Raw genomic sequence first — 22,390 nt, 5'->3', positions numbered from 1 at the left:
GCATTTTCTTTTAAAATTTTTTCAAAAATAAAAATAAAGTAGAAAAATGTTAGAACTTACCAGCGAATTTAAACCCAGTCCCGATCAACAAGAAGCCATAAAAGGCATAGTAAAAAGTATAAAAAAAGGCAACAAATATCAAACCTTACTAGGCGTTACAGGAAGTGGAAAAACCTTTACCATGGCAAATGTCATTAAAGAACTTAATATACCCACTCTTATCATGAGTCACAACAAAAGCCTTTGTGCACAACTTTATAGCGAATTTAAAGGCTTTTTTTCTAAAAATCATGTGGAATATTTTATATCTTATTATGATTATTATCAACCTGAAGCCTATATCCCACGCACTGATGTTTTCATAGAAAAAGACAGCTCTACTAATGAAGACTTAGAACGTTTAAGACTGAGTGCTACTGCTTCTCTTTTAAGTTATGAAGATGTAGTTTGCATAGCTAGTGTTTCGGCAAATTATGGACTTGGCAATCCAAATGAATACATAGGCATGGTTTTAATCTTTGAACTAGGTATGCAAATTTCACAAAAAGAACTTTTAAAAAAACTTGTAGATATGGGTTATAAAAGAAATGATAATTTTTTTGATCGTGCAGATTTTAGAGTTCAAGGAGATATTATAGACATTTATCCAGCTTATTATGAAGATGAAGTAGTAAGGCTTGAATTTTTTGGCGATGAGCTTGATGCTATGTATCATTACAATGTTTTAGAAAATAAAAAAGGCAAAGATTTAAAACGCTTCATACTCTATCCTACAAGCCAGTTTAGCGTGGGCGAAACAAGACTAAAACAAGCGATAAAAGATATCAAAGCAGAACTTAACGAACGCCTTGCTTATTTTGAACATGAAAATAAACTCGTAGAATATCAACGCCTTAAACAAAGGGTTGAATTTGATCTTGAAATGCTTACAAGCACAGGAATGTGTAAAGGTGTTGAAAATTATGCAAGGCATTTAACAGGACTTAAAGAAGGTGATACTCCTTATACGCTTTTTGATTATTTTGCGATTAAAGATAGAAAATTTCTTGTTATAGTCGATGAAAGCCATGTATCTTTACCACAATTTAGAGGTATGTTTGCAGGAGATAGAAGCAGAAAACAAACCTTGGTTGATTATGGTTTTCGTTTGCCTTCAGCCTTGGATAACCGTCCTTTAATGTTTGATGAATTTATCCATAAAAATTGTCAATTTCTTTTTGTTTCAGCCACACCTGCACCTTTAGAACTTGAACTGAGTAAAGAAAATATCTTTCATCAAATCATGCGTCCTACAGGACTGCTTGATCCTTTAATAGAATTAAAAGATAGTGATAATCAGGTTGAAATTTTATTTGATGAGGCTAAAAAAGTCATACAAAGAAACGAACGGGTTTTAGTAACCGTGCTGACTAAAAAACTCGCTGAAGAACTTACAAGGTATTATTTAGAACTTGGTATAAAAGTCAAATACATGCACTCAGATATCGATGCTATAGAACGCAATGAAATCATAAGAGGTTTAAGAAGCGGTGCTTTTGATATGCTAATTGGCATTAACTTACTTAGAGAAGGACTTGATTTGCCTGAAGTTTCACTCATTGCCATTATGGATGCAGATAAGGAAGGTTTTTTAAGAAGTACTACAAGTTTAATCCAAACCATGGGAAGAGCAGCTAGAAATGTCAATGGTAAGGTTTTGCTTTTTTGCAAAAAAATCACAAAATCCATGCAAGAAGCTATGGATACCACCAATGAACGTCGCAAACTTCAAATGGCTTATAATAAAAAATATAATATCACGCCAGCTTCAGTCAAACGCCATATTGAAGAAAGCTTGAAAAATGAAGAGGATTTAGGCGAAATTTATCGCAAAGGTAAAAAACTAGAAAAAATGCCTGCTAGCGAAAGAGCAAAACTTGTCAAGGAATTAAGAAAGCAAATGCTTGAAGCAGCAAAAGCACTTGAGTTTGAAAAAGCTGCTGCAATTAGAGATGAGATTAATAAATTAAGGGATTTATAATAAAAATATATCCCTTGTTCTAACTCCCGCCTCATTAAGTAAAGCACTTAAAATTTCATACTGAAAGTCTTGTAAGGGACGTTTTTCTTTTAAAACTATACCTATGACCCCTTTAGTTTTTTCCCCATCTTCTATAGGTAAATACATAGCATTGGCATTAGGCAGGGTATTTGTGCAAACACCTGCTCTTTCTTTATTTGTTGCAACCCATTGAGCAATAGCAATCTCATCAGCACTAAAACAATTTTTTAACATTTGCTTATCATCGTTAAAAAACAACAAAGGTTTCGATAAAATATTGTTTTTATTTATAGGATAAATAATAATAGGTAAATTTAATAATTTTAAAGCTTGATTTCCAAGTTGTTCCCAAAGCTCTTGTTTGCTTTTTACTCTTGCTAACTTTTCACTATTTTCAAGCAAAATAGCTGTTCTATAAGCTCTTTTAGTGAGTTCTTTAGATTGCAATTTTAATCTTCTAGTAAAAACAGCTGTTAAAAATCCAACTATAAACATAGTTGTAAAAGTAATAATATTTCCACTATCATGAACTTTAAGACTAAAAATAGGTTCTAAAAAGAAAAAATTATAAATCAAGACACTTACCAAAGAAGAATAAAAGGCGAAAATTTTATTATCAGAAATAAAAGAAGAAGCAAAAACTGCTAAAATAAAAATCATAACTATATTACTTGGCTGAGTATTAAATTTATGAAATACAAAAGCTATAAAAGTTGCTAAAAGCAAAACTCCTGTGATTTTTAAAAAACCTAAAAAATCAAAACCTTTTTTACTTCGTATTTTAGGAGTAGAAATTTGATTTTCATTAACAAGATATAAATCAATATTGGGTGCTTTTTTAGCAACAGCTTCAAAAATCTCTTCTTTAAACTTTTTTTTATCTTTATTTTTACCTAAAACAATTTTAGAAACATTGCTAAGGCTTGAATACTCTGCAATTTGTCTTGCTATATCATCATCATATACGCTAATGATTTCAGCATCAAAACTTTTAGCTAGTTCTATATTTTCTTCTAAGGCTTTTTCTTCTTTAATATTGGGATTTTTTATATAAAGCGCACTCAATTTAGCATGAAAAGCTAAAGCAAGTCTTGCAGCTGCACGAATAACCTTTGCATTTGAAGCATTAATACAAACTAAAATATGCTCTCCAGTATGATAAGCTAAATCATCATTAATAAGCCTTTGTTCACTTGCTCTTAAATTCACTCTTGAAGCAAGTCTTCTTAAGGCAATCTCACGCAAAGCTATAAGTCTTTCTTGGCGAAAGAAATTTTCAAGTGCTAGTTTAGCTTGTTTTTCCTTATAAATTTTGCCATCTTGCATTCTTTTTAAAAGCTTATTGGGTTCAATATCAACAAGTTCAACCTGATCAGCCTCATCAAAAATACGATCAGGGATACGCTCTTTAACTTCTATCTTACTGATATTAGCGACTAAATCATTTAAACTTTCTAAATGTTGTATATTTAAAGTAGTATAAACATCAATCCCTGCTTTTAGAAGTTCTTCTATATCTTGAAAACGCTTTTCATTACGCAAGCCTTTAGCATTAGTGTGTGCAAGCTCATCTACTAAAACCAAAGCAGGTTTTCTCTTAAGGGTAGCGTCTAAATCAAATTCTTTTAATACTATATTTTTATAAGGAATTTCAAGATTAGCTATACTTTCAAAACCTTGTGTTAAAGCCATTGTTTCAGGTCTATCGTGAGGCTCTATATAGCCTAAAACAACATCAACTCCATTATCCCTTAAAGTTCTAGCTTCACTTAACATAGCATAAGTTTTTCCAGAACCTGCAGCATAACCTAAGAATATTTTTAATTTTGCAAGTTTGTTTTTTTCTTCTTCCTTGGCTTTAACCTCAAGTTTTTTAAGAATTTGTTCAGGACTTTGTCTTTGCATGTTTATTCTTTTTTCATGGCTTTAGCAATAGCTATATTAACAGCTAAAACATTAACCTTTTCTTCCCCAAAAATCCCTAAAAATTTAGACTCGGTATTTTCTTGAATGATTTTTTCTAGTTCTTCTTTGGTGATTTTTGAAGATTGGCTTATCCTAGGAATTTGCACTAGGGCTGCTTGAAGACTGATATGAGAATCAAGTCCTGATCCTGAAGCGCTTAACAAATCCAAAGGAATTTGTTCTTTTGTAATTTGCGGATTTTCATCTAAAAATTTTTGCAAATCTTTTTGCACACGCTCTTTTAAAGCAGGATTTGACATAGCATAATTAAATCCACCTGAACTTACACTGCTTTCATTTGTATCACTTGTATTGTAATTTAATACAGATGCTCTTGAATGTAGAAAATAAGGTTTATTAAAATCTTGACCCAAAAGCTTTGAACCTACCGCTTTACTTATATCCAAAGTCGGACGACCTTCTTTATCCACTAAACTTCCACTTGATTGATAAGGAAAAATAAATTTTGCAACTGTATTTAAAGCAAAAGGATAAACAAGAGTACACAATATTAGCATTACCACAAAAAAACTAAGCAAAGTTCTAAGCATATCACACTCCTAAAATTCTAAGTATCCAAGCTGTAGGAATATCAATTATTTTTATCCCTATAAAAGGTGCTATCATACCACCTAAACCATAAATACTCAAATTTCTTAAAAGCAAATGCTCACTTTTCATAGGCTTAAATTTAACTCCACGCATAGCAATAGGTATGAGCAAAGGTATAATAATAGCATTAAAAATAAGTGCTGATAAAATAGCGCTTTGCGGGGTAGCCAAATGCATAATATTTAAAATTTGCATTTGAGGTAAAACCACACTAAACATAGCAGGTAAAATAGCAAAATACTTAGCAATATCATTTGCCATACTAAAAGTTGTAAGACTGCCTCTAGTAATAAGCAAACCTTTTCCTATTTCAACCACTTCTAAAATTTTAGTAGGATTAGAATCAAGATCTATCATATTGGCTGCTTCTTTGGCTGCTTGAGTTCCTGAGTTCATAGCTATACCTACATCAGCTTGTGCAAGAGCTGGAGCATCATTGGTTCCATCTCCTGTCATGGCTACTATCTTACCTTGGGCTTGTTCTTTTTTAATGGCTTCTATTTTATCTTCAGGCTTGCATTCTGCTATAAATCCATCAAGCCCTGCTTCTTTGGCTATAGTAGCTGCTGTTAAAGGATTGTCTCCAGTACACATTAAAGTTTTTATGCCCATTTTTCTAAGCTCATCAAAGCGCTCTTTAAGTCCTGGTTTTACTGTATCCTTTAAATAAATCACTCCTAAAATTTTTTCATTTTTACACACTACCAAAGGAGTGCCACCAAGATTTGAAATTTCCATTACCTTAGTTTCTAAATCGCTAGGAATTTTTCCATTCATTTCGCTTATATAAGCTCTTATAGCATCGAAAGCACCTTTGCGAATTTTTGTATTATCTTGCAAATCCACACCACTCATTCTATTTTGAGCGCTAAATTCGATAAATTCTTTAATATCATTACCTTTTAATTCATAACCCATTTTTTGAGCCAATGCAACTATGCTTTTGCCTTCTGGAGTTTCATCTTTTAAAGAGGATAAAACACAAGCTTTAATCATTTCGTCTTTGCTTATACCTTGAACTTCATAAAATTCATTTGCCAAACGGTTTCCAAAAGTAATCGTTCCTGTTTTATCCAAAATCATAGTATCAACATCACCACAACTTTCAACAGCCTTGCCTGAAAGTGCGATCACATTAAAACGCGTTACCCTGTCCATACCTGCTATTCCTATAGCTGATAAAAGCCCCCCTATAGTTGTAGGAATAAGACATACAAGCAATGCTACTAACCACGAAATAGGCAAGCTCACGCCTAAAAATTGCATAAAAGGATATAAACTTACAACCACTACTAGAAAACTCAAACTAAGCACAATTAAAAGAGTATTAAGAGCAATTTCATTTGGAGTTTTTTGACGCGCAGCGCCTTCTACAAGATTGATCATTTTATCTAAAAAACTTTCCCCAGCTCCAACTAAAATTTTAATCTTTAAAAAATCAGTTAAAACCGTAGTCCCACCTGTAACAGAAGAAAAATCACCGCCCGCTTCACGCATAACAGGAGCACTTTCACCTGTAATAGCTGATTCATCAACACTTGCAGCACCTTCTATAATTTCTCCATCATTAGGTATAAGTTCACCTGCTTTAACTAAAACTATATCACCTATTTTTAACTCGCTAGAATTAAGCATTTCTTCACTGCCATCACTTTTTATGCGTCTAGCTTTAGAATCCTTTTTACTTTGTCTTAAGGTAGCTGCTTGGGCTTTACCCCTTCCTTCTGCAATACTTTCTGCAAAATTTGCAAAAAGCAAGGTTACAAATAAAATAAAAGTGATTAAGATATTATAAATTCTTTCATCAGAATTTCCATTAAACAAAGTAGGAAAAATACTTAAAATCAAAGTAAGAATCAATCCAACTTCCACCATAAACATAACAGGATTTTTTATCATAAAGCGTGGATCAAATTTTAAAAATGCTCCTTTTATGGCATTATTTAAAATTTCTTTTGTAATGAGTTTATTTTGTTTTTTAGACATTGACTCTCCTTAATGCCATAAAGATAAATATTCTGCAACGCTTGATAAAGTAAGCACTGGAAAAAAAGTAAGTGCAGCAAAAATATATATAATACAAACAAGCACAAACATAAAAGTTAAATTATCCGTTTTTAAAGAATTTGCAGTATTTTCTTGTGTATTTTTAGCCAAAAGCGATCCAGCTATAGCAAGCTGAGCTATTAAAACCAAATAACGCCCACAAAACATAGCAAAAGCTGTACTTAAATTCCAAAATAAATTATCATCTTTTAAACCTTCAAGTCCTGAACCATTATTTGCTGCCGAAGAACTAAATTCATACAAAATTTGAGCCAAGCCATGAAAGCTAGGATTGCTTATACTATCTTTTGCAAAAACAACAGCTAATGCACTTAAAACAAGGATTAATAAAGGATGGATAAGAATTACCAAAGCTATAAGCTTCATTTGTGCGCTTTCTATTTTTTTACCCAAGAATTCTGGAGTTCTGCCTATCATTAATGCACAAATAAACACGGTTAAAAGCACATAAATAATCATATTCATAAGCCCTACTCCTTCGCCACCAAAAGCTACATTTAACATCATATTTAACAAAGTAGCACTGATGCTTAAAGGATTTAAACTATCGTGCATATTATTGACGCTTCCTGTAGTAAAAGCAGTAGTTACAGCACTAAATAAACTCGAACCATCTGTGCCAAATCTTATTTCTTTACCTTCTAAATTTCCCAAATTTGCATTTAAACCCAAAGAATCCAAATTTGGATTTGACATTTTTTCGCTAAAATAAATTAAAAGCAAAGAAATGATAAAAATAATCCCCATTGCACCAAAAATAACTCCCCCTTCTTTTCCCATAAGAGCAAAACCTTGTCTTTCTTTTCTATGATAAACCATCAATCCAAAAGCTACAACACAGGCGCTAGGAATAAGCATCATGGATAAAATTTGTAAAAAATTTGTAAGTAAAGTAGGATTTTCAAAAGGCATACTTGAATTAGCACCAAAAAAACCACCCCCATTTGTCCCTAAATGTTTTATAGACTCAAGAGCTGCAACAGGACCTGTGGCAATACTTTGAAATTTATTTTCTAAAGTAAGCACGCTAAAATTTGCGTGATAGTTTTGCACTACGCCTTCAGAGATAAAAATTACAGCCAAAATAAAACTTAAAGGCAACATCAAACGCGTAATAATACGCGTAAAATCTTCATAAAAATTTCCCATTTGCATGCCACATAAAGCACGACAAAAAGCCATACAAGCAGAATATCCACTTGCACTTGAAACAAACATAGCAAGTAAAATGCCTGTATTTTGCGAAAGCAAACTTAAAGCACTCTCTCCACTATAATGCTGAAGGTTTGTATTTGTAATAAAACTAATTACAGTATTTAAATTCAAATCCCCTTTCATAGAATTTATCGAATTGGGATTTAAAAAAAGTTTATCTTGCAAATAAAAAATCACGAAAGAAAAAATAGCCACTAAGGCATTAAAAGCAATTAAATGCAAAGAGTATTTTTGCCAAGTCATATTTTTTCTATCAATCGCACAAATTTTATAAATTAAGTTATCAATTGGATTAAAAATAAAATCAAAAATAGTTTTTTTACAGCTTGCAATTTTATAAAGATAATTTCCAAAAATTAAAGCTAATATAAAAGCTATAATCAGTGTTATTAAAATTTCTAGCATATTTTTCCTTTAAAATTTTTCAGGATATAATAGAGCATAAAATAAATAAAGAGCAAGTATTAAGCTTAAAACTAGTAAAAATATCATCCGCGTGTCCTAGTTTGAATTTCACAAAAACGGATAAAAAACCATAAACTACCAAAAGCTAAAAACAGAAGCAAAGCAAAGATAACATCCATAGGATAGCCCTTTCTCATTGATTCAAAATAGGATTTATTCTATCCTTGTTAAGCTTATATTTTGATTAATACTAATTTTATGATTTATTTATAATTTTTATTTACATTAAATAAAAAGACAAATGAAGAATTTAGCAGGAAAAATCCTGCTAAAAATTGTTAAAGATAACCCGCTGCCATAGCAATAAAATATCCTGCTATACAAGAAGTGATTACACCTATAAGACCTGGTAAAATAAAACTATGATTGATAACAAATTTACCAATGTGAGTAGTACCTGATCTATCAAATTGTATAGTAGCTAAATCGCTTGGATAGGTTGGTAAAATATAATACCCATAACAAGCAGCCGCAAAGGCAACAATTACACCAGGTTCAACACCAATTCCTAAAGCCAAAGGAACAAAAGCCGAAATAGCTGCTGCTTGAGAGTTTACAAATTTTGAAATTAAAAGAAGCATTACAGCATAAGTCCAAGGATGCTCTTTTACTATATCTCCAAGTGCTGCTTTCATCATAGGAGTGTGAACTGCAAACATAGTATCAGCCATCCAAGAAATTCCAAAAACCGCAACAAGCGCTATCATACCTGATTTAAAAATTTCATTAGAGCCGATTTTCTTTGCATCTGTTTTAGTAAAGATGATAATCAAAGAACCTGCTAAAAGCATAAACATCTGAATAACTGAAACCATGGATAAAACATCCATTTTAGGGTTACCTAAAGCATCTACTTGAGGAATGCCATTTTTTACAACTTGTCCCCAGTTTGGACGCAAAAAATCAAATACACCCAATAAAGCCACTAAAGCAATAGCTCCTAAGAAAATCCACATTGCGACCCAATTGCTTTTTGGAAGTTTAACACCTAAAAGTGTTTTAGAATCCCCATAAACATATTTTTTAAATTCAGGATCTTTAAGTTTTTCTTGAAATACTTCATCTTTATCCAAATCTTTTCCTCTAAACCAAGAAAAAATTCCTATACACAACACACCAAATAATGTACTAGGTATGGTAATTTGAAGAAGATTAATATAACCATCAAAACCTGCTAATTTATGATTAGCATTTAAAAGCAAAGCAGTCAAACTCACAACAGCCACAGATACAGGAGATGCAATAATACCCATTTGTGATGATATAGAAGCTGCTGCCATTGGACGCTCAGGACGAATACCGTTTTTAATCGCTATATCATAAATAATAGGCATAATAGTATAAACCACATGTCCTGTTCCACAAAGTATAGTCAAAAAGCAGGTTACAAAAGGTGCTAGTATTGTTAAAAACTTAGGATTGCGTCTTAAAATTCTTTCTGCTATTTGAAGCATAACATCTAAACCACCACTCGCTTGCAAAGTTGCACTCGCAACCACCACCGCTAAAATTGTAAGCATAACATCTATGGCTGGTTTTCCAGGCTTTATATGAAAAGCAAATACAAGCATTAAAATACCTATACCACCAAGCAAACCAAGCGCTATACCGCCTTTTTTTGCACCGTAAAAAAGACAAATTAAAACGATAATGATTTGGACTGCAAATTGCCCTCCCTCGGTAAGGCTTGTTAAAAAATCCATTTTAACTCCTTTGAAAATTGATATTTAAAAACAGTTATTATTGTATCACATTTTTAAATTAAAGAATAATATTTATAAAAATAAAAATAACAATTTTTTAAATTATTTAAATTAAATTTAAATATAAAACACAAGCGTAATGGGTTTGACAGATTGTATAGAATTTTATCCTTCAAGTTCATATATTTTTTTTCTATCTGTAGAGCTTGCTATATTAAGATGTTTGCGATATTTTGTAATAGTTCTTCGTCCGATATCGACCTTAAATTCTTCTTTGATTAATTCTAAAATTTTACTATCGCTTAAAGGTTTATTGCGATCTTCATTCTTTACTAAATTTGCCACGAATTCTTTAACACCTACATTTGAAGTCTCTCCCTCTTCATCAAGAGCAAAAGCAAAAAAATCACGCAAGGGAATAAGTCCTCTTTCACAACTTAAATATTTATTTGCCACAGCTCTTGATATAGTCGAAGCATTACGTTCTAAATCAAGTGCTAAATCCTTAAAAGTCATAGGTTTTATCTCTTTTCCCATGAAAAAATCATATTGATATTCTACTATCATAAGCCCTATTTTATAAAGAGTAGCTTTTCTCATCGCTAGAGCATCGACTAAATTTTTTGCTTCTTTGATGTAATGACTTAAAAAATCATGCTCTAAACCATCAGTTTGAATTGAAATTTCAGGATAATAATCATCATTGATTTTTACTTTAATTTCACCATTTTCTTTATAAACAAAAATATCAGGAACAATTATACGAGAATCTTCAAAATATTCCAAAAAAGGAGGAGTGCTAAAGCGCTTAAGTACAGCCAATGCTTCTTTATATAAAGGCTCTTTGGTATAGTTTTGTATATTTTCAAAATCCATAATCAACATTCTACAAAACTCATCAATATCTTCATCTAATTCCATATTTTCAAGAGCAAATAAAAATGCTTCTTTATAATCTTTAGCTCCTACTCCTACAGGATCTAAAAATTTAAATCTTGCTCTTACTCGCTCAATTTCTTCTAAGGAATACTCTTTTAAAAATTCTTCATCGTATTCAAAATATCCTTCCTCATTTAAGCATTCTATAATTTTTTTTGCAAGCTCTTGAGATTTGTTTGTAGGAAACAAAGGAGGAAGAATCTGTTCATTTAAAAGCTCATAAACACTTTTTTTGGCAAGTCCTTTACTATCCACAAAAGCCGAATTTGCATTATGTTTATAAAATGAATCAAAATAATTCTTATCCTTATCATGAGTTTGTATCGAATCTTGAACATTTAAGAAAGGATTATCCTCAGCAAATTTATCTAAATTTTCTTTTAAATCCTCTATGTTTGCTTGTAAAATCGGCAACCAAGAGCGTAAAGTTTGAGAAATTTTAGTCTTGGGTGCTTGAGTGATTTTTTGCTTTAACATCAATCAAGGAGTTTAAACTCCGCTCCTAAATAATACTTTTTCACGTCTTTATTGGTTGCAATTTCATCAGCATTCCCACTAGCAAGTAAAGAACCTGATCTTATAACATAAGCTCTATCACAAATAGCCAAAGTCTCACGCACATTATGATCAGTAATTAAAACCCCAATCCCTAATCTTTTAAGCTCTTTAATTAAAGTTTGAATTTCAGCCACTGCTATAGGATCAACACCTGCAAAAGGCTCATCAAGAAGCAAAAACTTAGGTTCGCACATCAAGCTTCTAGCGATCTCGCAACGCCTTCTTTCACCTCCACTTAAACTTAAACCTTTCCTTAAACGAATAGGTTCTATACTTAAAAGTTCAAGCATTTGCTCAACTTTATCATGTAAAATTTTTTTATCTTTATAAAAAATCTGAGCCGCTAAAAGCAGGTTATCTTCTACACTTAAATCCTTAAAAATACTACTTTCTTGAGGTAGATAACCTATCCCTGATCTAGCTCTTTTGTTTAAAGGATCTTTTGTTACATCCAAACCATCTAAAAGAACTTTTCCACTACTTGGAGAAATAAGTCCACATATCATATAAAAAGTTGTTGTTTTTCCTGCGCCATTTGGCCCTAAAAGTCCTACAACTTCTCCGCTATTAACCTCTAAAGAAATTCCATGTATAATCTTAGTTTTTTTAATAATTTTTTCTAAATTTACAATTTCTAATTTACTCATAAATTTCATACTTTCTTTTGTCGTCTTTAATGCTAATTTTAATCTGGATAGTAGAAATTCCAAATTTCATTAAAGTTTTTTTCAAATTTTCACCGCCCCATTCAACCAAATGTAAACCTTTTTCAAAAAAATTTTCAAATAAACCATTCGCTAAAAGTCCTTCTAAACCTTCTTGATAAATATCATAATGATAAATGCAAATATCATGATTTTCATATTTTTGCATAGTGGAAAAAGTTGGAGAATCTACCCTTGCATCAAGACCAAGAAATTTAACCCAAGCTTGCACCAAGCTTGTTTTTCCGCTAGCCAAATCTCCTTGAAGCAAAACAACACCTTCTTTAGGCATTATTTGAAGCATCGTTTTGATCTCATCTTTTGCTAAAATAAATTCTTTCATAATTTTACCACATATTCATTTTGTGCATTTTTAGGAATGCTTTTCGTGCTAGGTATAGCTAGGACTTTATATTTTTGAGTGTATTCAATAAAATGTAAAGTGATAATATCACCCACCTTAATCTCTTTACTCGCTTTAACAATAACGCCATTAATCCCCACTATGCCACTTTTACACATATCTTCAGAAATAGCTCTTCTTTTCGTGATATTAACTACATTTAAAAATTTATCTACTCTCATAAAAGCAATTTTAGCAAAAAAAATCAATTTTTGGAACAAAATTTGCTTACGCCTTTGCTTTATTTTTTAAGAAAATAGCAAGTAAAAACTTTTCTTTAATGAAATTTGGATACAATTTTACAATTTTCAAATCTATTTTAGCAAAGGATATCTTATGAAAAATGAAGTAAAAAAAGTAGTTTTAGCGTATTCTGGGGGGCTTGATACGAGCATCATTTTAAAATGGCTTCAAGATGAGTATAATTGTGAAGTTGTAACTTTTACAGCAGATATTGGTCAAGGCGAAGAACTCGAACCTGCAAGAAAAAAAGCCCTTTCTTTAGGTATAAAAGAAGAAAATATTTTCATTAAAGATTTAAGAGATGAATTTGTTAAAGATTATGTATTTCCTATGTTTAGAGCCAATGCGATTTATGAAGGAGAATATCTTTTAGGAACAAGTATAGCAAGACCACTTATAGCAAAAACTCAAGCACAAATTGCCCTGCAAACAGGTGCTGATGCGGTAAGTCATGGTGCCACAGGCAAAGGAAATGATCAAGTGCGTTTTGAACTTGGTTATCTTGCTTTTAATCCCGATTTAAAAATCATCGCTCCATGGCGTGAGTGGGATTTAAACAGTCGTGAAAAACTCCTTGCTTATGCACAAAAACACGGTATTGATATTTCTAAGAAAAAAGGAAAATCTCCTTATTCTATGGACGCAAATTTACTTCATATTTCTTATGAAGGACTTGTTTTAGAAGATCCTGCACACGCACCCCAAGAAGATATGTGGAGATGGAGTAAAAGCCCAAAAGACGCTCCAAATGAAAGTGAAATTATAGAACTTGATTTCCAAAAGGGAGATTTAGTAGCGATAAATGGAGAAAAACTAAGTCCTGCAGGACTTTTAACCAAACTTAACGAACTAGGCTGCAAACACGGTATAGGACGCCTTGATATAGTAGAAAATCGCTATGTAGGAATGAAAAGTCGTGGTTGTTACGAAACTCCAGGCGGTACTATACTTTTAAAAGCACACAGAGCGCTTGAAAGCATCACGCTTGATAGAGAAGCAGCACACTTAAAAGATGAACTCATGCCAAAATACGCAAGTTTAATTTATAATGGCTATTGGTTCTCGCCTGAAAGAATGATGCTTCAAGCCTTAATCGATGAGTCTCAAATTCACGCCAATGGCAGAGTAAAACTCGAGCTTTATAAAGGCAATGTGATGGTTATAGGACGTGAAAGTGCGAACGATAGCTTGTTTAACGCAGCTTATTGTACTTTTGAAGAAGATGAAGTGTATAATCAAAAAGACGCAGCAGGCTTTATCAAGCTTAATGCTTTGCGTTTTATCATTGCAGGAAAAAATGGAAGAAAATTTTAATAAAGGAATAAAATGAAAGTATTATTAATCAAAGATGTAAAAGCACTTGGAAAAGCAGGAGAAATAAAAGAAGTAAAAGACGGCTACGGACAAAATTTCTTAATCGCTAAAGGCTTTGCTAAAGCAGCTACTAATGAAGTTTTAAGAAAATACGAAAGCGATAAGAAAAAAGAGGCTGAAAATTTACGCTTTGAAATCGCAAATTTAGAAAAACTCAAAGAAGAACTTAGCAAAATCACTCTTGAAATTTCAAAACCCGTAGGTGCAAATGGAAGTTTGTTTGGTGGTGTAACCAAAGATGAAATCGCTCACGCCCTAAAAGAACAAAGCCATATAGAAATCGATAAAAAAAGTTTAGAATGCGACACCTTAAAAAGCTTAGGAATTCACGAGGTAAGCGTAAAACTTGGACACGCAATCCATGCTAAATTTAACATAAACATAAAGGCAGAATAATGTTTCACGCAACAACGATTTTAGCTTACAAAGGTAAAAATAAATCCGTAATCGGCGGAGATGGACAAGTAAGCTTTGGAAACACGGTACTAAAAGGCAATGCTGTAAAGATTAGAAAACTTAATAATGGAAAAGTTTTAGCAGGTTTTGCAGGATCGACAGCTGATGCTTTTAATCTTTTTGATATGTTTGAAAATCTCCTTCAAAGTTCTAAAGGCGATCTTTTAAAAGCAGCGATTGACTTTTCTAAAGAATGGAGAAAAGATAAATACCTAAGAAAACTTGAAGCCATGATGCTTGTACTTGATAGAAATCACATTTTTCTACTTTCTGGTACAGGCGATGTGGTCGAACCTGAAGATGGGCAAATCGCAGCCATAGGAAGTGGTGGAAACTATGCACTTTCAGCTGCTAGAGCCTTAGCAAAACATGCAAATTTAGATGAAGAAGAACTTGTAAAATCAAGCCTTCAAATCGCAGGTGAAATTTGCATTTACACCAATACCAATATCAAAACTTATGTAATCGAGGATGAGAAATGAATCTAACTCCAAAAGAAATTGTTAAATTTTTAGATGATTATGTTATAGGACAAAAAAAAGCTAAAAAAATCATAGCTATAGCTTTAAGAAATCGCTACCGCAGAATGCAACTTAGCCCTGAATTACAAGATGATATCGTACCTAAAAATATCTTGATGATAGGTTCTACAGGTGTAGGAAAAACAGAAATCGCTAGGCGTTTAGCTAAAATGATGGGCTTTCCTTTCATCAAAATCGAAGCGAGCAAATATACTGAAGTGGGTTTTGTAGGTCGTGATGTGGAAAGCATGGTAAGAGATCTTGCCAATGCAGCTTTAAATTTGGTAAAAAATGAGCAAAGAGAAAAAAACAAAGATAAAATCGATGAATTTATAGAAAATAAAATTTTAGAAAAACTTTTACCACCTTTACCAAAGGGTATCAGTGATGAAAAACAAGAAGAATATAAAAACAGTCTTGAAAAAATGAGAACTAAACTAAGAAATGGCGATCTTGATGAAAGCACCATAGAGATAGAAATTTCACAAAATATGTTCGATACCAATCCTAACCTACCTCCTGAAATGGGTGCAATGCAAGATATAGTTAAGGTTATAGGCGTTGGCAGTAAAAAAGTCAAAAAAGAAATGAAAATCAAAGACGCTAAAAATGCTTTAAAAAACGAAGCAGGAGAAAAAATCCTAGATCAAGAAAGTATCAAAAGCGAAGCCTTAAAAAGAGCGGAAAATGAAGGGATTATTTTTATTGATGAAATCGATAAAATCGCTGTTTCAAGCGGAAATTCAAACCGCCAAGATCCAAGTAAAGAAGGGGTGCAAAGAGACTTACTTCCTATAGTAGAGGGATCAAATGTACAAACAAAAATAGGTACTTTAAAAACCGATCATATTCTTTTTATCGCCGCAGGGGCTTTTCATCTTAGCAAACCAAGCGATCTTATCCCTGAACTTCAAGGACGCTTTCCTTTAAGAGTGGAATTAGATAGTCTTGATGATAAAGCTCTTTATGAAATTTTAACACGTCCTAAAAATTCACTTTTAAAACAATACTCTCAGCTTTTAAAAACTGAAAAATTAGAACTTGAATTTAATGATGAAGCCATTAAAGAAATAGCAAAAATAGCTTCAAGAGCTAATGAAGAAATGCAAGATATAGGTGCTAGACGCTTACATACTGTGATAGAAAAATTACTTGAAGATCTAAGCTTTGAAGCTGATGAGTATGCGGGTAAAAAATTCGTAGTGGATAAAAAAATGGTAGAAGAAAAACTCGGAGATATCATAGAAAATAAAGATCTTGCAAGGTATATTTTGTGAAAAGTGGCTTTGTTAGCATCATAGGGCGCACTAATGCAGGAAAAAGTACTTTAATCAATTCCTTATTAGAAGAAAAAATTGCCCTAGTTTCTCACAAACAAAACGCCACAAGACGTAAAATCAAAGCCATAGTGATACATGAAAAAAATCAAATCATTTTCATCGATACCCCAGGACTTCACGAAAGCGGTGCTAGGCTTAATCAACTGCTTGTCCAAAGTGCTATTAAATCCATGGGGGATTGTGATGTGATTTTATTTGTGGCGAGTATTTTTGATAGTACAAAAGACTATGAAAATTTTCTTAGTCTAAACCCACAAGTACCACATATCATCGTTTTAAATAAAGTAGATTTAACCGACAATGCTACGCTTTTAAAAAAACTTGGCGAATATGCAAAATTTAGCCAACATTTTAAGGCTATCATTCCTTATTCTTCTAAGAAAAAAAGCTATAAAAAAGGCTTGTTAGATGAGATAGTAAAATATCTTGACGAACATGAATATTTTTATGATCCTGAATTTTTAAGTGCGAGTAGCGAAAAAGAACTTTATAGAGATTTCATACTTGAAAGTATTTATGAAAATTTAAGCGATGAGCTTCCTTATAGTAGCGAAGTGCTTATCCATCGCACTAAAGACACACCTAATCTTTTAATCCTAGAAGCCAATATCATCACCGATACAAACTCTCACAAGGGTATGCTTATAGGAAAAGAAGGGGCAACTTTAAAAAGAATAGGCAAAGATGCACGCTTTAAAATTTCAAAACTTGCACAAAAAAAGGTACTTTTAAAGCTTTTCGTAACAGTGAAAAAAAACTGGCAAAAAGATGAAGAATTTTTAAAAAAACTTTTAAATGATGAAAATTAATTCATTAAATAAAATAAATTTTATAAAATCTACAGATTTGCTTTATACTCAAAGAACAGGAATATTCAAAGAAGACGAACTTTTTAACAATTTAACCGCAGATTTTAAGCTAAGCAAACCCTTTGACTACCAAATAGCTTTTTTTAAACATAATGAAATTTATCATTGTTTTTTAGCACCTGTTTACAAATTGAAAAAAAGTCGTTTTTGCTTTCCTGAGCCTTTAATTTTTCAAGCTTTATTTGATGAAAGATTTATTGAGGAAAGTGATTATTGTGTTTTAAATTTATATGATCAAACTTTATATTTATATTTTTACCAAGAAGGAAAATTTATCAATCTTAAAAAAATCGAAAATTTCAACCCAAGTAATATGGATTTATTTTTTAAACAAAATCGATTTATAGAACTTTTAAAACACTATGAAAGCAAATTGCTACTTTATCAGGATTTGGATACAATCAAACATTACTTCTCGTCTCAAATAAAATGTTTAAATCTAAATGATATTCTTGATAAAAATAGTTTATTGAAATTAAGTTCATATAGCATAAAAAATCTAGATCAAAATTGTAATTTTATCAAGTATAATAAAATAAAAATATCTATTTCTTTTAAAATTATATTAATATTTATTTTTAGCTTTAGTCTTAGTATGATGATTTTATTATTTAAAGATTTTATAGAGTACAAACAAAATAAGGAAATTCAAAATAAAAATTTTATCATACAAGAAGAAATTTCTAAACTAAAACAAGATAAGCAAAAATTATTAACAAACATACAAGATTTAAACTTTACTCTTTCCAATAAAATATCATCTACACAACAACAATTTCATATTTTATCCATCATAACAAAAGAAATCAATTTAGATAAAAATAAAGCAATCATTCTAAATCAAATCATATCATGGCTTAACTCCAATGAACTTAAAATCACAAATCTTGAATTTGAACAAACAAAAATCATTCTTTCTTTTATCGATGAAAACCACTTTAAAAGAGCATTAGAAAATCTAAATTCTGCTTTTAAAATTCTTGATAAAAATAAAGAAACATTTAATATCATATTAGAAGTCATACATGAATAAAATAGAAGTATTTTTGCAAAATTTAAATCCTAGGGAAAAATTTCTTTTTATTTCTTTTATCTGCCTTTGTGCTTTGTTTTTAGCTTTTAAAATTCACGATCACTTTTTGGAAGATATTTTTCAAAAAACATTAGTAGAACATAATTACCTTGCATTAAATGAAGCAAAAATAGAAAATTCACATCTTAAAGAAATAGAGACAAAGCTAACAAAACAGATAAAAACAGAGGAAGAAAAATTAAAATACTATAAAGAAAAATTACATTTATTTTCTTATGATAAAGATTTTTTCAATAAAAAAATCAATAATTTATCCAAAAATTTAATCATTAATGAAATAAAATTTTCCCAAGAAAACAAAAATTTTATTCACTATAATTATGTTTCTCTAAGTTTAAATGGCAACTTTAAAGACTTGCTCAATTTTATACAAAATTTAGAAAATCTTCCTATAGCTTTAAAAATTGATAAAATAAAACTATACAATACACAGGGTTTAAAATTAAAGCTTGATTTAATGTTTAAATTTATTAATTTATAATAATATTAAAATGTTATATTTTTAAATATTATTATAAAAAAATATTTAAAAATATTGTAATTTAATTATTTTTCTATTACTATTAGTTAAAATATTTTAAGCATAAAAAAGAAAGGTGTTGGGAAGTGACTAAGCAAGAAATACAAAAACTCGATACAAATTTCCTAGGTCATCCCAAGCCTTTATTCTCTCTATCAATGGTAGAACTTTGGGAAAGATTTGCTTTTTATGGCATACGATCTTTACTTGTGCTTTTCATGGCAACAACCATAAGCAAAGGTGGACTTGGAATAAGTACTGAATACGCCTTGGCAATTTATGGCATTGCAGGATGCTTGTATTTAGCAGCACTTCCTGGAGGCTGGATTACTGATAATTATTTAGGGCAAAAAAGGCTTTATTTTTAGGTTCTTTTATTATAGCTTTAGGACATATTAGCATAGCCTTATCTATTTTAAGCACACCTATGTTTTTCTTAGGGCTTACTTTTATCGTTATTGGTACTGGATTTTTTAAAACTAGCGCTTCTGTAACAGTTGGAATGTTATACAAACAAAATGATACAAGATGCGATACTGGCTATACGATTTTTTATATAGGAATTAACATTGGAGCATTCATTGCTCCTCTTATATGTGGTTTTGTTCAAGCAAAATGGAATTATCATTTAGGATTTGGCATAGGAGGTTTAGGTAATCTCTTTGCTTATTTTATATTTTAAAGCTATCCCTGAGCTTGAAGAATTTCATAAAAATTACACTTTAAAGCGAAACTGGGAACAACCATTTAAAAAAAGTAAAAATTTAACTCTTATACTAAGTATAAGCTTGTTAAGTATTATTGGATTTTTTCTAATTTTTATTAATCTTGCAGATATTAATCCCATAATACTATCAAAAAAACTTCTAATTGTAATTTTACTATGTTTGGTAATTTATTTCATATATCTTTTTGTTTTTAAAACCTTAAATAAAAGAGAAAAACAGCAATTAACAATTTTAATTGTTTTATTCTTTGCAGCCACTTTTTTTTGGAGTACTTTTAAACAAAAACCTACTGCTTATAATCTTTTTGCGCAAGATTTTACAAATAGAAATATTTTTGATTGGAAAATTCCAACAAACTGATTTCAATCTTTTAATCCAATTTTTATCATAATACTTACTCCTATAGCAAGTTATATTTGGATATTTTTAGAGAAAAAAAATATATATTTTTCTTCCATTGGAAAATTTACTTTAGGAATATTATTTGCCGGTATTGGTTTTATGATGATGACCTTTGCTTCACAAAATCTAATAAACAACAATGGTTTACCAATATCCATGGCTTGGATTATCATAAGTATATTCTTTTTAACACTTGGGGAAATATGCGTGTCTCCTATTGGACTCTCTATAATGGCTAAGGTTGCCCCTGATTTAATCGAAAATCAAGTCATGGGACTTTAGTTTGTAGCAAGTGCGCTTGGAAATTTTGTTGCAGGATTTATGTCAATATTAAAAACATCGATCAACTTCCCAGTATTTTTGGACAATGCATGTGGATGCTTTTTATTGCTAAAAAACCAATTTATAAAATTCTTAACGAAAAAATAAGCAATTATCTAATTAAACTTAAAATACAAAATACACCAAAGTTGAAAATTGATCTTAATATTTCTTTTTTTATATTTGCAAAAAAGTAACATTATGATATAAATTATTTAAAAATATTACAAAGTTATACATATTTTTTAATTTCTTGTCTATAATTTATAAATAAAAATACATAAAGGATATAAATTAAGTAAAAATGTAAAAAATTTAGATACTTCATTTTTTGGACATCCAAAACCACTTTTATCTCTTTCGCTTACCGAGCTTTGGGAAAGATTTTCTTTTTACGGAATTCGTCCCTTGCTTTACCTTTTTATGATAGCAAGTTTTGAAAAAAGTGGAATGAACTTAAAACCTGAAGAAGCAAGTGCAATTATGGGAATTTTTGCAAGTTGTTTATATCTTGCTGCTTTGCCAGGTGGGTGGCTTGCGGATAATTACTTAGGACAAAAAAGAGCAATTTTACTAGGTGCTTTAACTATAGCATTTGGACATTTGTGCATAGCCTTTTCTTATTTTAACAATAAAATGATTTTTGTTGGTATGGTTTTTTTGGTTATAGGTACAGGACTTTTTAAAACTTGCGCTTCTGTAATGGTTGGAATGCTTTATAAAAAAAATGATGCAAGGCGTGATTCTGGTTTTACTCTTTTTTATATGTGTTTTAATTTTGGTGCTTTTGTAGCTCCTTTAATTTGCGGCTTTTTACAAAAAGAATACGGATGGCATTTTGGTTTTGGTGCAGGTGGGATTGGTATGCTTTTAGCGGTAATTATTTTCTACCTAAAAACTATGCCTGATTTAAAAGAATTTGATGAAAAAGTTGGCATAGACTCTACTTGGGATAGACCAAGCAAAAAAAGCAAAAACGCATTTTACATCATCATTGTATCAGGTATTGTTTTGCTTGGAGCAATATTTTTAATCCTTGGTGGTTTTATAAAATTAGATGCACAAGTTATTAATAAAAATATTATTCTAACTATCTTAGCTTGTGCTGGAATTTATTTTTTATATCTTTTCGCTTTTACTTCTTTAAAAATAGAAGAAAAAAGAAATTTAATTATTTTTATTGTTTTATTTTTAGCGGCTGCGTTATTTTGGTCAGTATATGAGCAACAATACACTTCTTTTAATTTTTTTGCAGAAAAATTAACAGATAAAACCATATTAAATTATGAAATTCCTACAATATGGTTTCAATCTCTTGGAGGTTTATTTGTTATACTTTTTGCACCTTTTAGTGCTTTTATATGGACTATATGTGCCAAAAATAATAAAGAAATTTCATCTATTATTAAATTTGCATTAGGACTTTTGGGTGCAGCTTTGGCATTTTTAATAATGGCTTTAGCTTCAAATCATGCAATTAGTTTAAATGGCGATGCTAATACATTAAGAGAAAATTTAGAAAATTCATCACAAATTATTTTAGTTTCACCTTGGTGGCTTGTCAGTAGCTTTTTGCTTATGGTTTTAGGAGAGCTTTGCCTTTCCCCTGTGGGACTTTCTATAATGACAAAAATTGCACCTAATTTAATTAAATCTCAAGTCATGGGACTTTGGTTTGTAGCAAGTGCATTAGGCAATGCTTTAGCTGGATTCATAGGTGGTAAAGCAAGTAAAGAAAATATAGCTTATTTGCCAAATTTATTTTACCAATGTATGTGGATATTACTTGGTGCTGTTATAATTTTACTTATACTCAAAAAACCTATCAATAAAATACTAAAAAATTAATAT

General features: G+C 30.8%; 22 protein-coding genes and 1 pseudogene. 13 read left to right on the top strand and 10 right to left on the bottom strand.

Going from position 1 to position 22,390, the window contains the following annotated elements; translation table 11 throughout:
* The first annotated feature begins 46 nt into the window (after window positions 1-46).
* Complete coding sequence (gene uvrB, locus AJN70_RS06235; RefSeq protein WP_002861369.1) at window positions 47-2,020, top strand: excinuclease ABC subunit UvrB; 1,974 nt, start codon at window positions 47-49, stop codon at window positions 2,018-2,020.
* Here the strand turns inward: uvrB and AJN70_RS06230 are convergent.
* The 10 genes and pseudogenes from AJN70_RS06230 to AJN70_RS06190 all read right to left on the bottom strand — a co-directional run bounded on the left by AJN70_RS06230 (window position 2,015) and on the right by AJN70_RS06190 (window position 12,854).
* Window positions 2,015-3,946, bottom strand: a complete 1,932-nt coding sequence (locus AJN70_RS06230) for a sensor histidine kinase (RefSeq protein WP_002877682.1) — start codon at window positions 3,944-3,946, stop codon at window positions 2,015-2,017. The two genes, uvrB and AJN70_RS06230, sit on opposite strands and share 6 nt — an antisense overlap.
* Window positions 3,947-3,948: 2 nt before the next feature.
* Window positions 3,949-4,557 (bottom strand): potassium-transporting ATPase subunit KdpC, encoded by a 609-nt coding sequence (gene kdpC, locus AJN70_RS06225; RefSeq protein ID WP_004305531.1) that lies wholly within the window; start codon window positions 4,555-4,557, stop codon window positions 3,949-3,951.
* Between the two features lies 1 nt (window position 4,558).
* Window positions 4,559-6,604: a potassium-transporting ATPase subunit KdpB gene (kdpB, locus tag AJN70_RS06220; RefSeq protein WP_002871324.1), complete on the bottom strand. Its 2,046-nt coding sequence runs from the start codon at window positions 6,602-6,604 to the stop codon at window positions 4,559-4,561.
* A gap of 9 nt (window positions 6,605-6,613) precedes the next feature.
* Window positions 6,614-8,305, bottom strand: coding sequence for a potassium-transporting ATPase subunit KdpA (kdpA, locus tag AJN70_RS06215; protein WP_004305525.1), 1,692 nt, complete (start codon window positions 8,303-8,305; stop codon window positions 6,614-6,616).
* A 9-nt stretch (window positions 8,306-8,314) separates the two neighbouring features.
* Window positions 8,315-8,502, bottom strand: a pseudogene (kdpF, locus tag AJN70_RS09380) (K(+)-transporting ATPase subunit F).
* A gap of 141 nt (window positions 8,503-8,643) precedes the next feature.
* Window positions 8,644-10,068 (bottom strand): anaerobic C4-dicarboxylate transporter, encoded by a 1,425-nt coding sequence (locus AJN70_RS06210; RefSeq protein ID WP_004305519.1) that lies wholly within the window; start codon window positions 10,066-10,068, stop codon window positions 8,644-8,646.
* Between the two features lie 165 nt (window positions 10,069-10,233).
* On the bottom strand, window positions 10,234-11,484 hold the full coding sequence (locus AJN70_RS06205; protein WP_053872598.1) for an RNA polymerase factor sigma-54: 1,251 nt from the start codon (window positions 11,482-11,484) through the stop codon (window positions 10,234-10,236).
* Window positions 11,484-12,212 carry an LPS export ABC transporter ATP-binding protein gene (lptB, locus tag AJN70_RS06200; protein ID WP_002855252.1) on the bottom strand — a complete coding sequence of 243 codons (729 nt, stop codon included), beginning with the start codon at window positions 12,210-12,212 and terminating at the stop codon, window positions 11,484-11,486. The genes AJN70_RS06205 and lptB overlap by 1 nt, the downstream gene beginning before the upstream one ends.
* The gene (gene tsaE / locus AJN70_RS06195; RefSeq protein ID WP_002854905.1) at window positions 12,205-12,612 is read right to left on the bottom strand and encodes a tRNA (adenosine(37)-N6)-threonylcarbamoyltransferase complex ATPase subunit type 1 TsaE; all 408 of its coding nucleotides are present in this window, start codon (window positions 12,610-12,612) and stop codon (window positions 12,205-12,207) included. Before tsaE ends, lptB begins: the two co-directional genes overlap by 8 nt.
* Window positions 12,609-12,854 (bottom strand): RNA-binding S4 domain-containing protein, encoded by a 246-nt coding sequence (locus AJN70_RS06190; protein WP_070210754.1) that lies wholly within the window; start codon window positions 12,852-12,854, stop codon window positions 12,609-12,611. Before AJN70_RS06190 ends, tsaE begins: the two co-directional genes overlap by 4 nt.
* A 154-nt stretch (window positions 12,855-13,008) precedes the next feature.
* Here AJN70_RS06190 and AJN70_RS06185 point away from each other — a divergent pair, with 154 nt between their 5' ends.
* From AJN70_RS06185 to AJN70_RS06135, 12 genes are all read left to right on the top strand, one after another.
* Window positions 13,009-14,229: an argininosuccinate synthase gene (locus AJN70_RS06185; RefSeq protein ID WP_002861361.1), complete on the top strand. Its 1,221-nt coding sequence runs from the start codon at window positions 13,009-13,011 to the stop codon at window positions 14,227-14,229.
* A 12-nt stretch (window positions 14,230-14,241) separates the two neighbouring features.
* A complete protein-coding gene (gene rplI, locus AJN70_RS06180; protein WP_002781628.1) occupies window positions 14,242-14,685 on the top strand; it encodes a 50S ribosomal protein L9 in 444 nt (147 codons plus the stop codon).
* Complete coding sequence (hslV, locus tag AJN70_RS06175; RefSeq protein ID WP_002776411.1) at window positions 14,685-15,227, top strand: ATP-dependent protease subunit HslV; 543 nt, start codon at window positions 14,685-14,687, stop codon at window positions 15,225-15,227. Before rplI ends, hslV begins: the two co-directional genes overlap by 1 nt.
* On the top strand, window positions 15,224-16,543 hold the full coding sequence (gene hslU, locus AJN70_RS06170) for an ATP-dependent protease ATPase subunit HslU (protein WP_004305504.1): 1,320 nt from the start codon (window positions 15,224-15,226) through the stop codon (window positions 16,541-16,543). The genes hslV and hslU overlap by 4 nt, the downstream gene beginning before the upstream one ends.
* Window positions 16,540-17,415: a GTPase Era gene (gene era / locus AJN70_RS06165; RefSeq protein ID WP_004305501.1), complete on the top strand. Its 876-nt coding sequence runs from the start codon at window positions 16,540-16,542 to the stop codon at window positions 17,413-17,415. The genes hslU and era overlap by 4 nt, the downstream gene beginning before the upstream one ends.
* Window positions 17,402-18,508, top strand: a complete 1,107-nt coding sequence (locus tag AJN70_RS06160) for a hypothetical protein (protein WP_079264390.1) — start codon at window positions 17,402-17,404, stop codon at window positions 18,506-18,508. Before era ends, AJN70_RS06160 begins: the two co-directional genes overlap by 14 nt.
* Complete coding sequence (locus tag AJN70_RS06155; protein ID WP_004305497.1) at window positions 18,501-19,049, top strand: hypothetical protein; 549 nt, start codon at window positions 18,501-18,503, stop codon at window positions 19,047-19,049. Before AJN70_RS06160 ends, AJN70_RS06155 begins: the two co-directional genes overlap by 8 nt.
* Before the next feature lie 125 nt (window positions 19,050-19,174).
* Window positions 19,175-19,456, top strand: a complete 282-nt coding sequence (locus AJN70_RS09625; protein ID WP_032599933.1) for a hypothetical protein — start codon at window positions 19,175-19,177, stop codon at window positions 19,454-19,456.
* 8 nt (window positions 19,457-19,464) lie between these two features.
* The gene (locus tag AJN70_RS09870; protein WP_126253410.1) at window positions 19,465-19,770 is read left to right on the top strand and encodes a peptide transporter; all 306 of its coding nucleotides are present in this window, start codon (window positions 19,465-19,467) and stop codon (window positions 19,768-19,770) included.
* Window positions 19,751-20,176, top strand: a complete 426-nt coding sequence (locus AJN70_RS09865) for a hypothetical protein (RefSeq protein WP_083262322.1) — start codon at window positions 19,751-19,753, stop codon at window positions 20,174-20,176. The genes AJN70_RS09870 and AJN70_RS09865 overlap by 20 nt, the downstream gene beginning before the upstream one ends.
* A gap of 18 nt (window positions 20,177-20,194) precedes the next feature.
* A complete protein-coding gene (locus AJN70_RS09860) occupies window positions 20,195-20,500 on the top strand; it encodes a hypothetical protein (RefSeq protein WP_315940639.1) in 306 nt (101 codons plus the stop codon).
* A gap of 315 nt (window positions 20,501-20,815) precedes the next feature.
* Entirely contained in the window at window positions 20,816-22,387 is a 1,572-nt protein-coding gene (locus AJN70_RS06135; protein WP_052794811.1) for a peptide MFS transporter, read from the top strand.
* The last annotated feature ends 3 nt before the right edge of the window (window positions 22,388-22,390 follow it).

Source organism: Campylobacter sp. BCW_4341 (genome assembly GCF_001764255.1).
Lineage (GTDB): Bacteria > Campylobacterota > Campylobacteria > Campylobacterales > Campylobacteraceae > Campylobacter_D > Campylobacter_D jejuni.
Note: the sequence above shows the minus strand (reverse complement) of the source record. Positions and strands in the feature narration are given on the sequence as shown.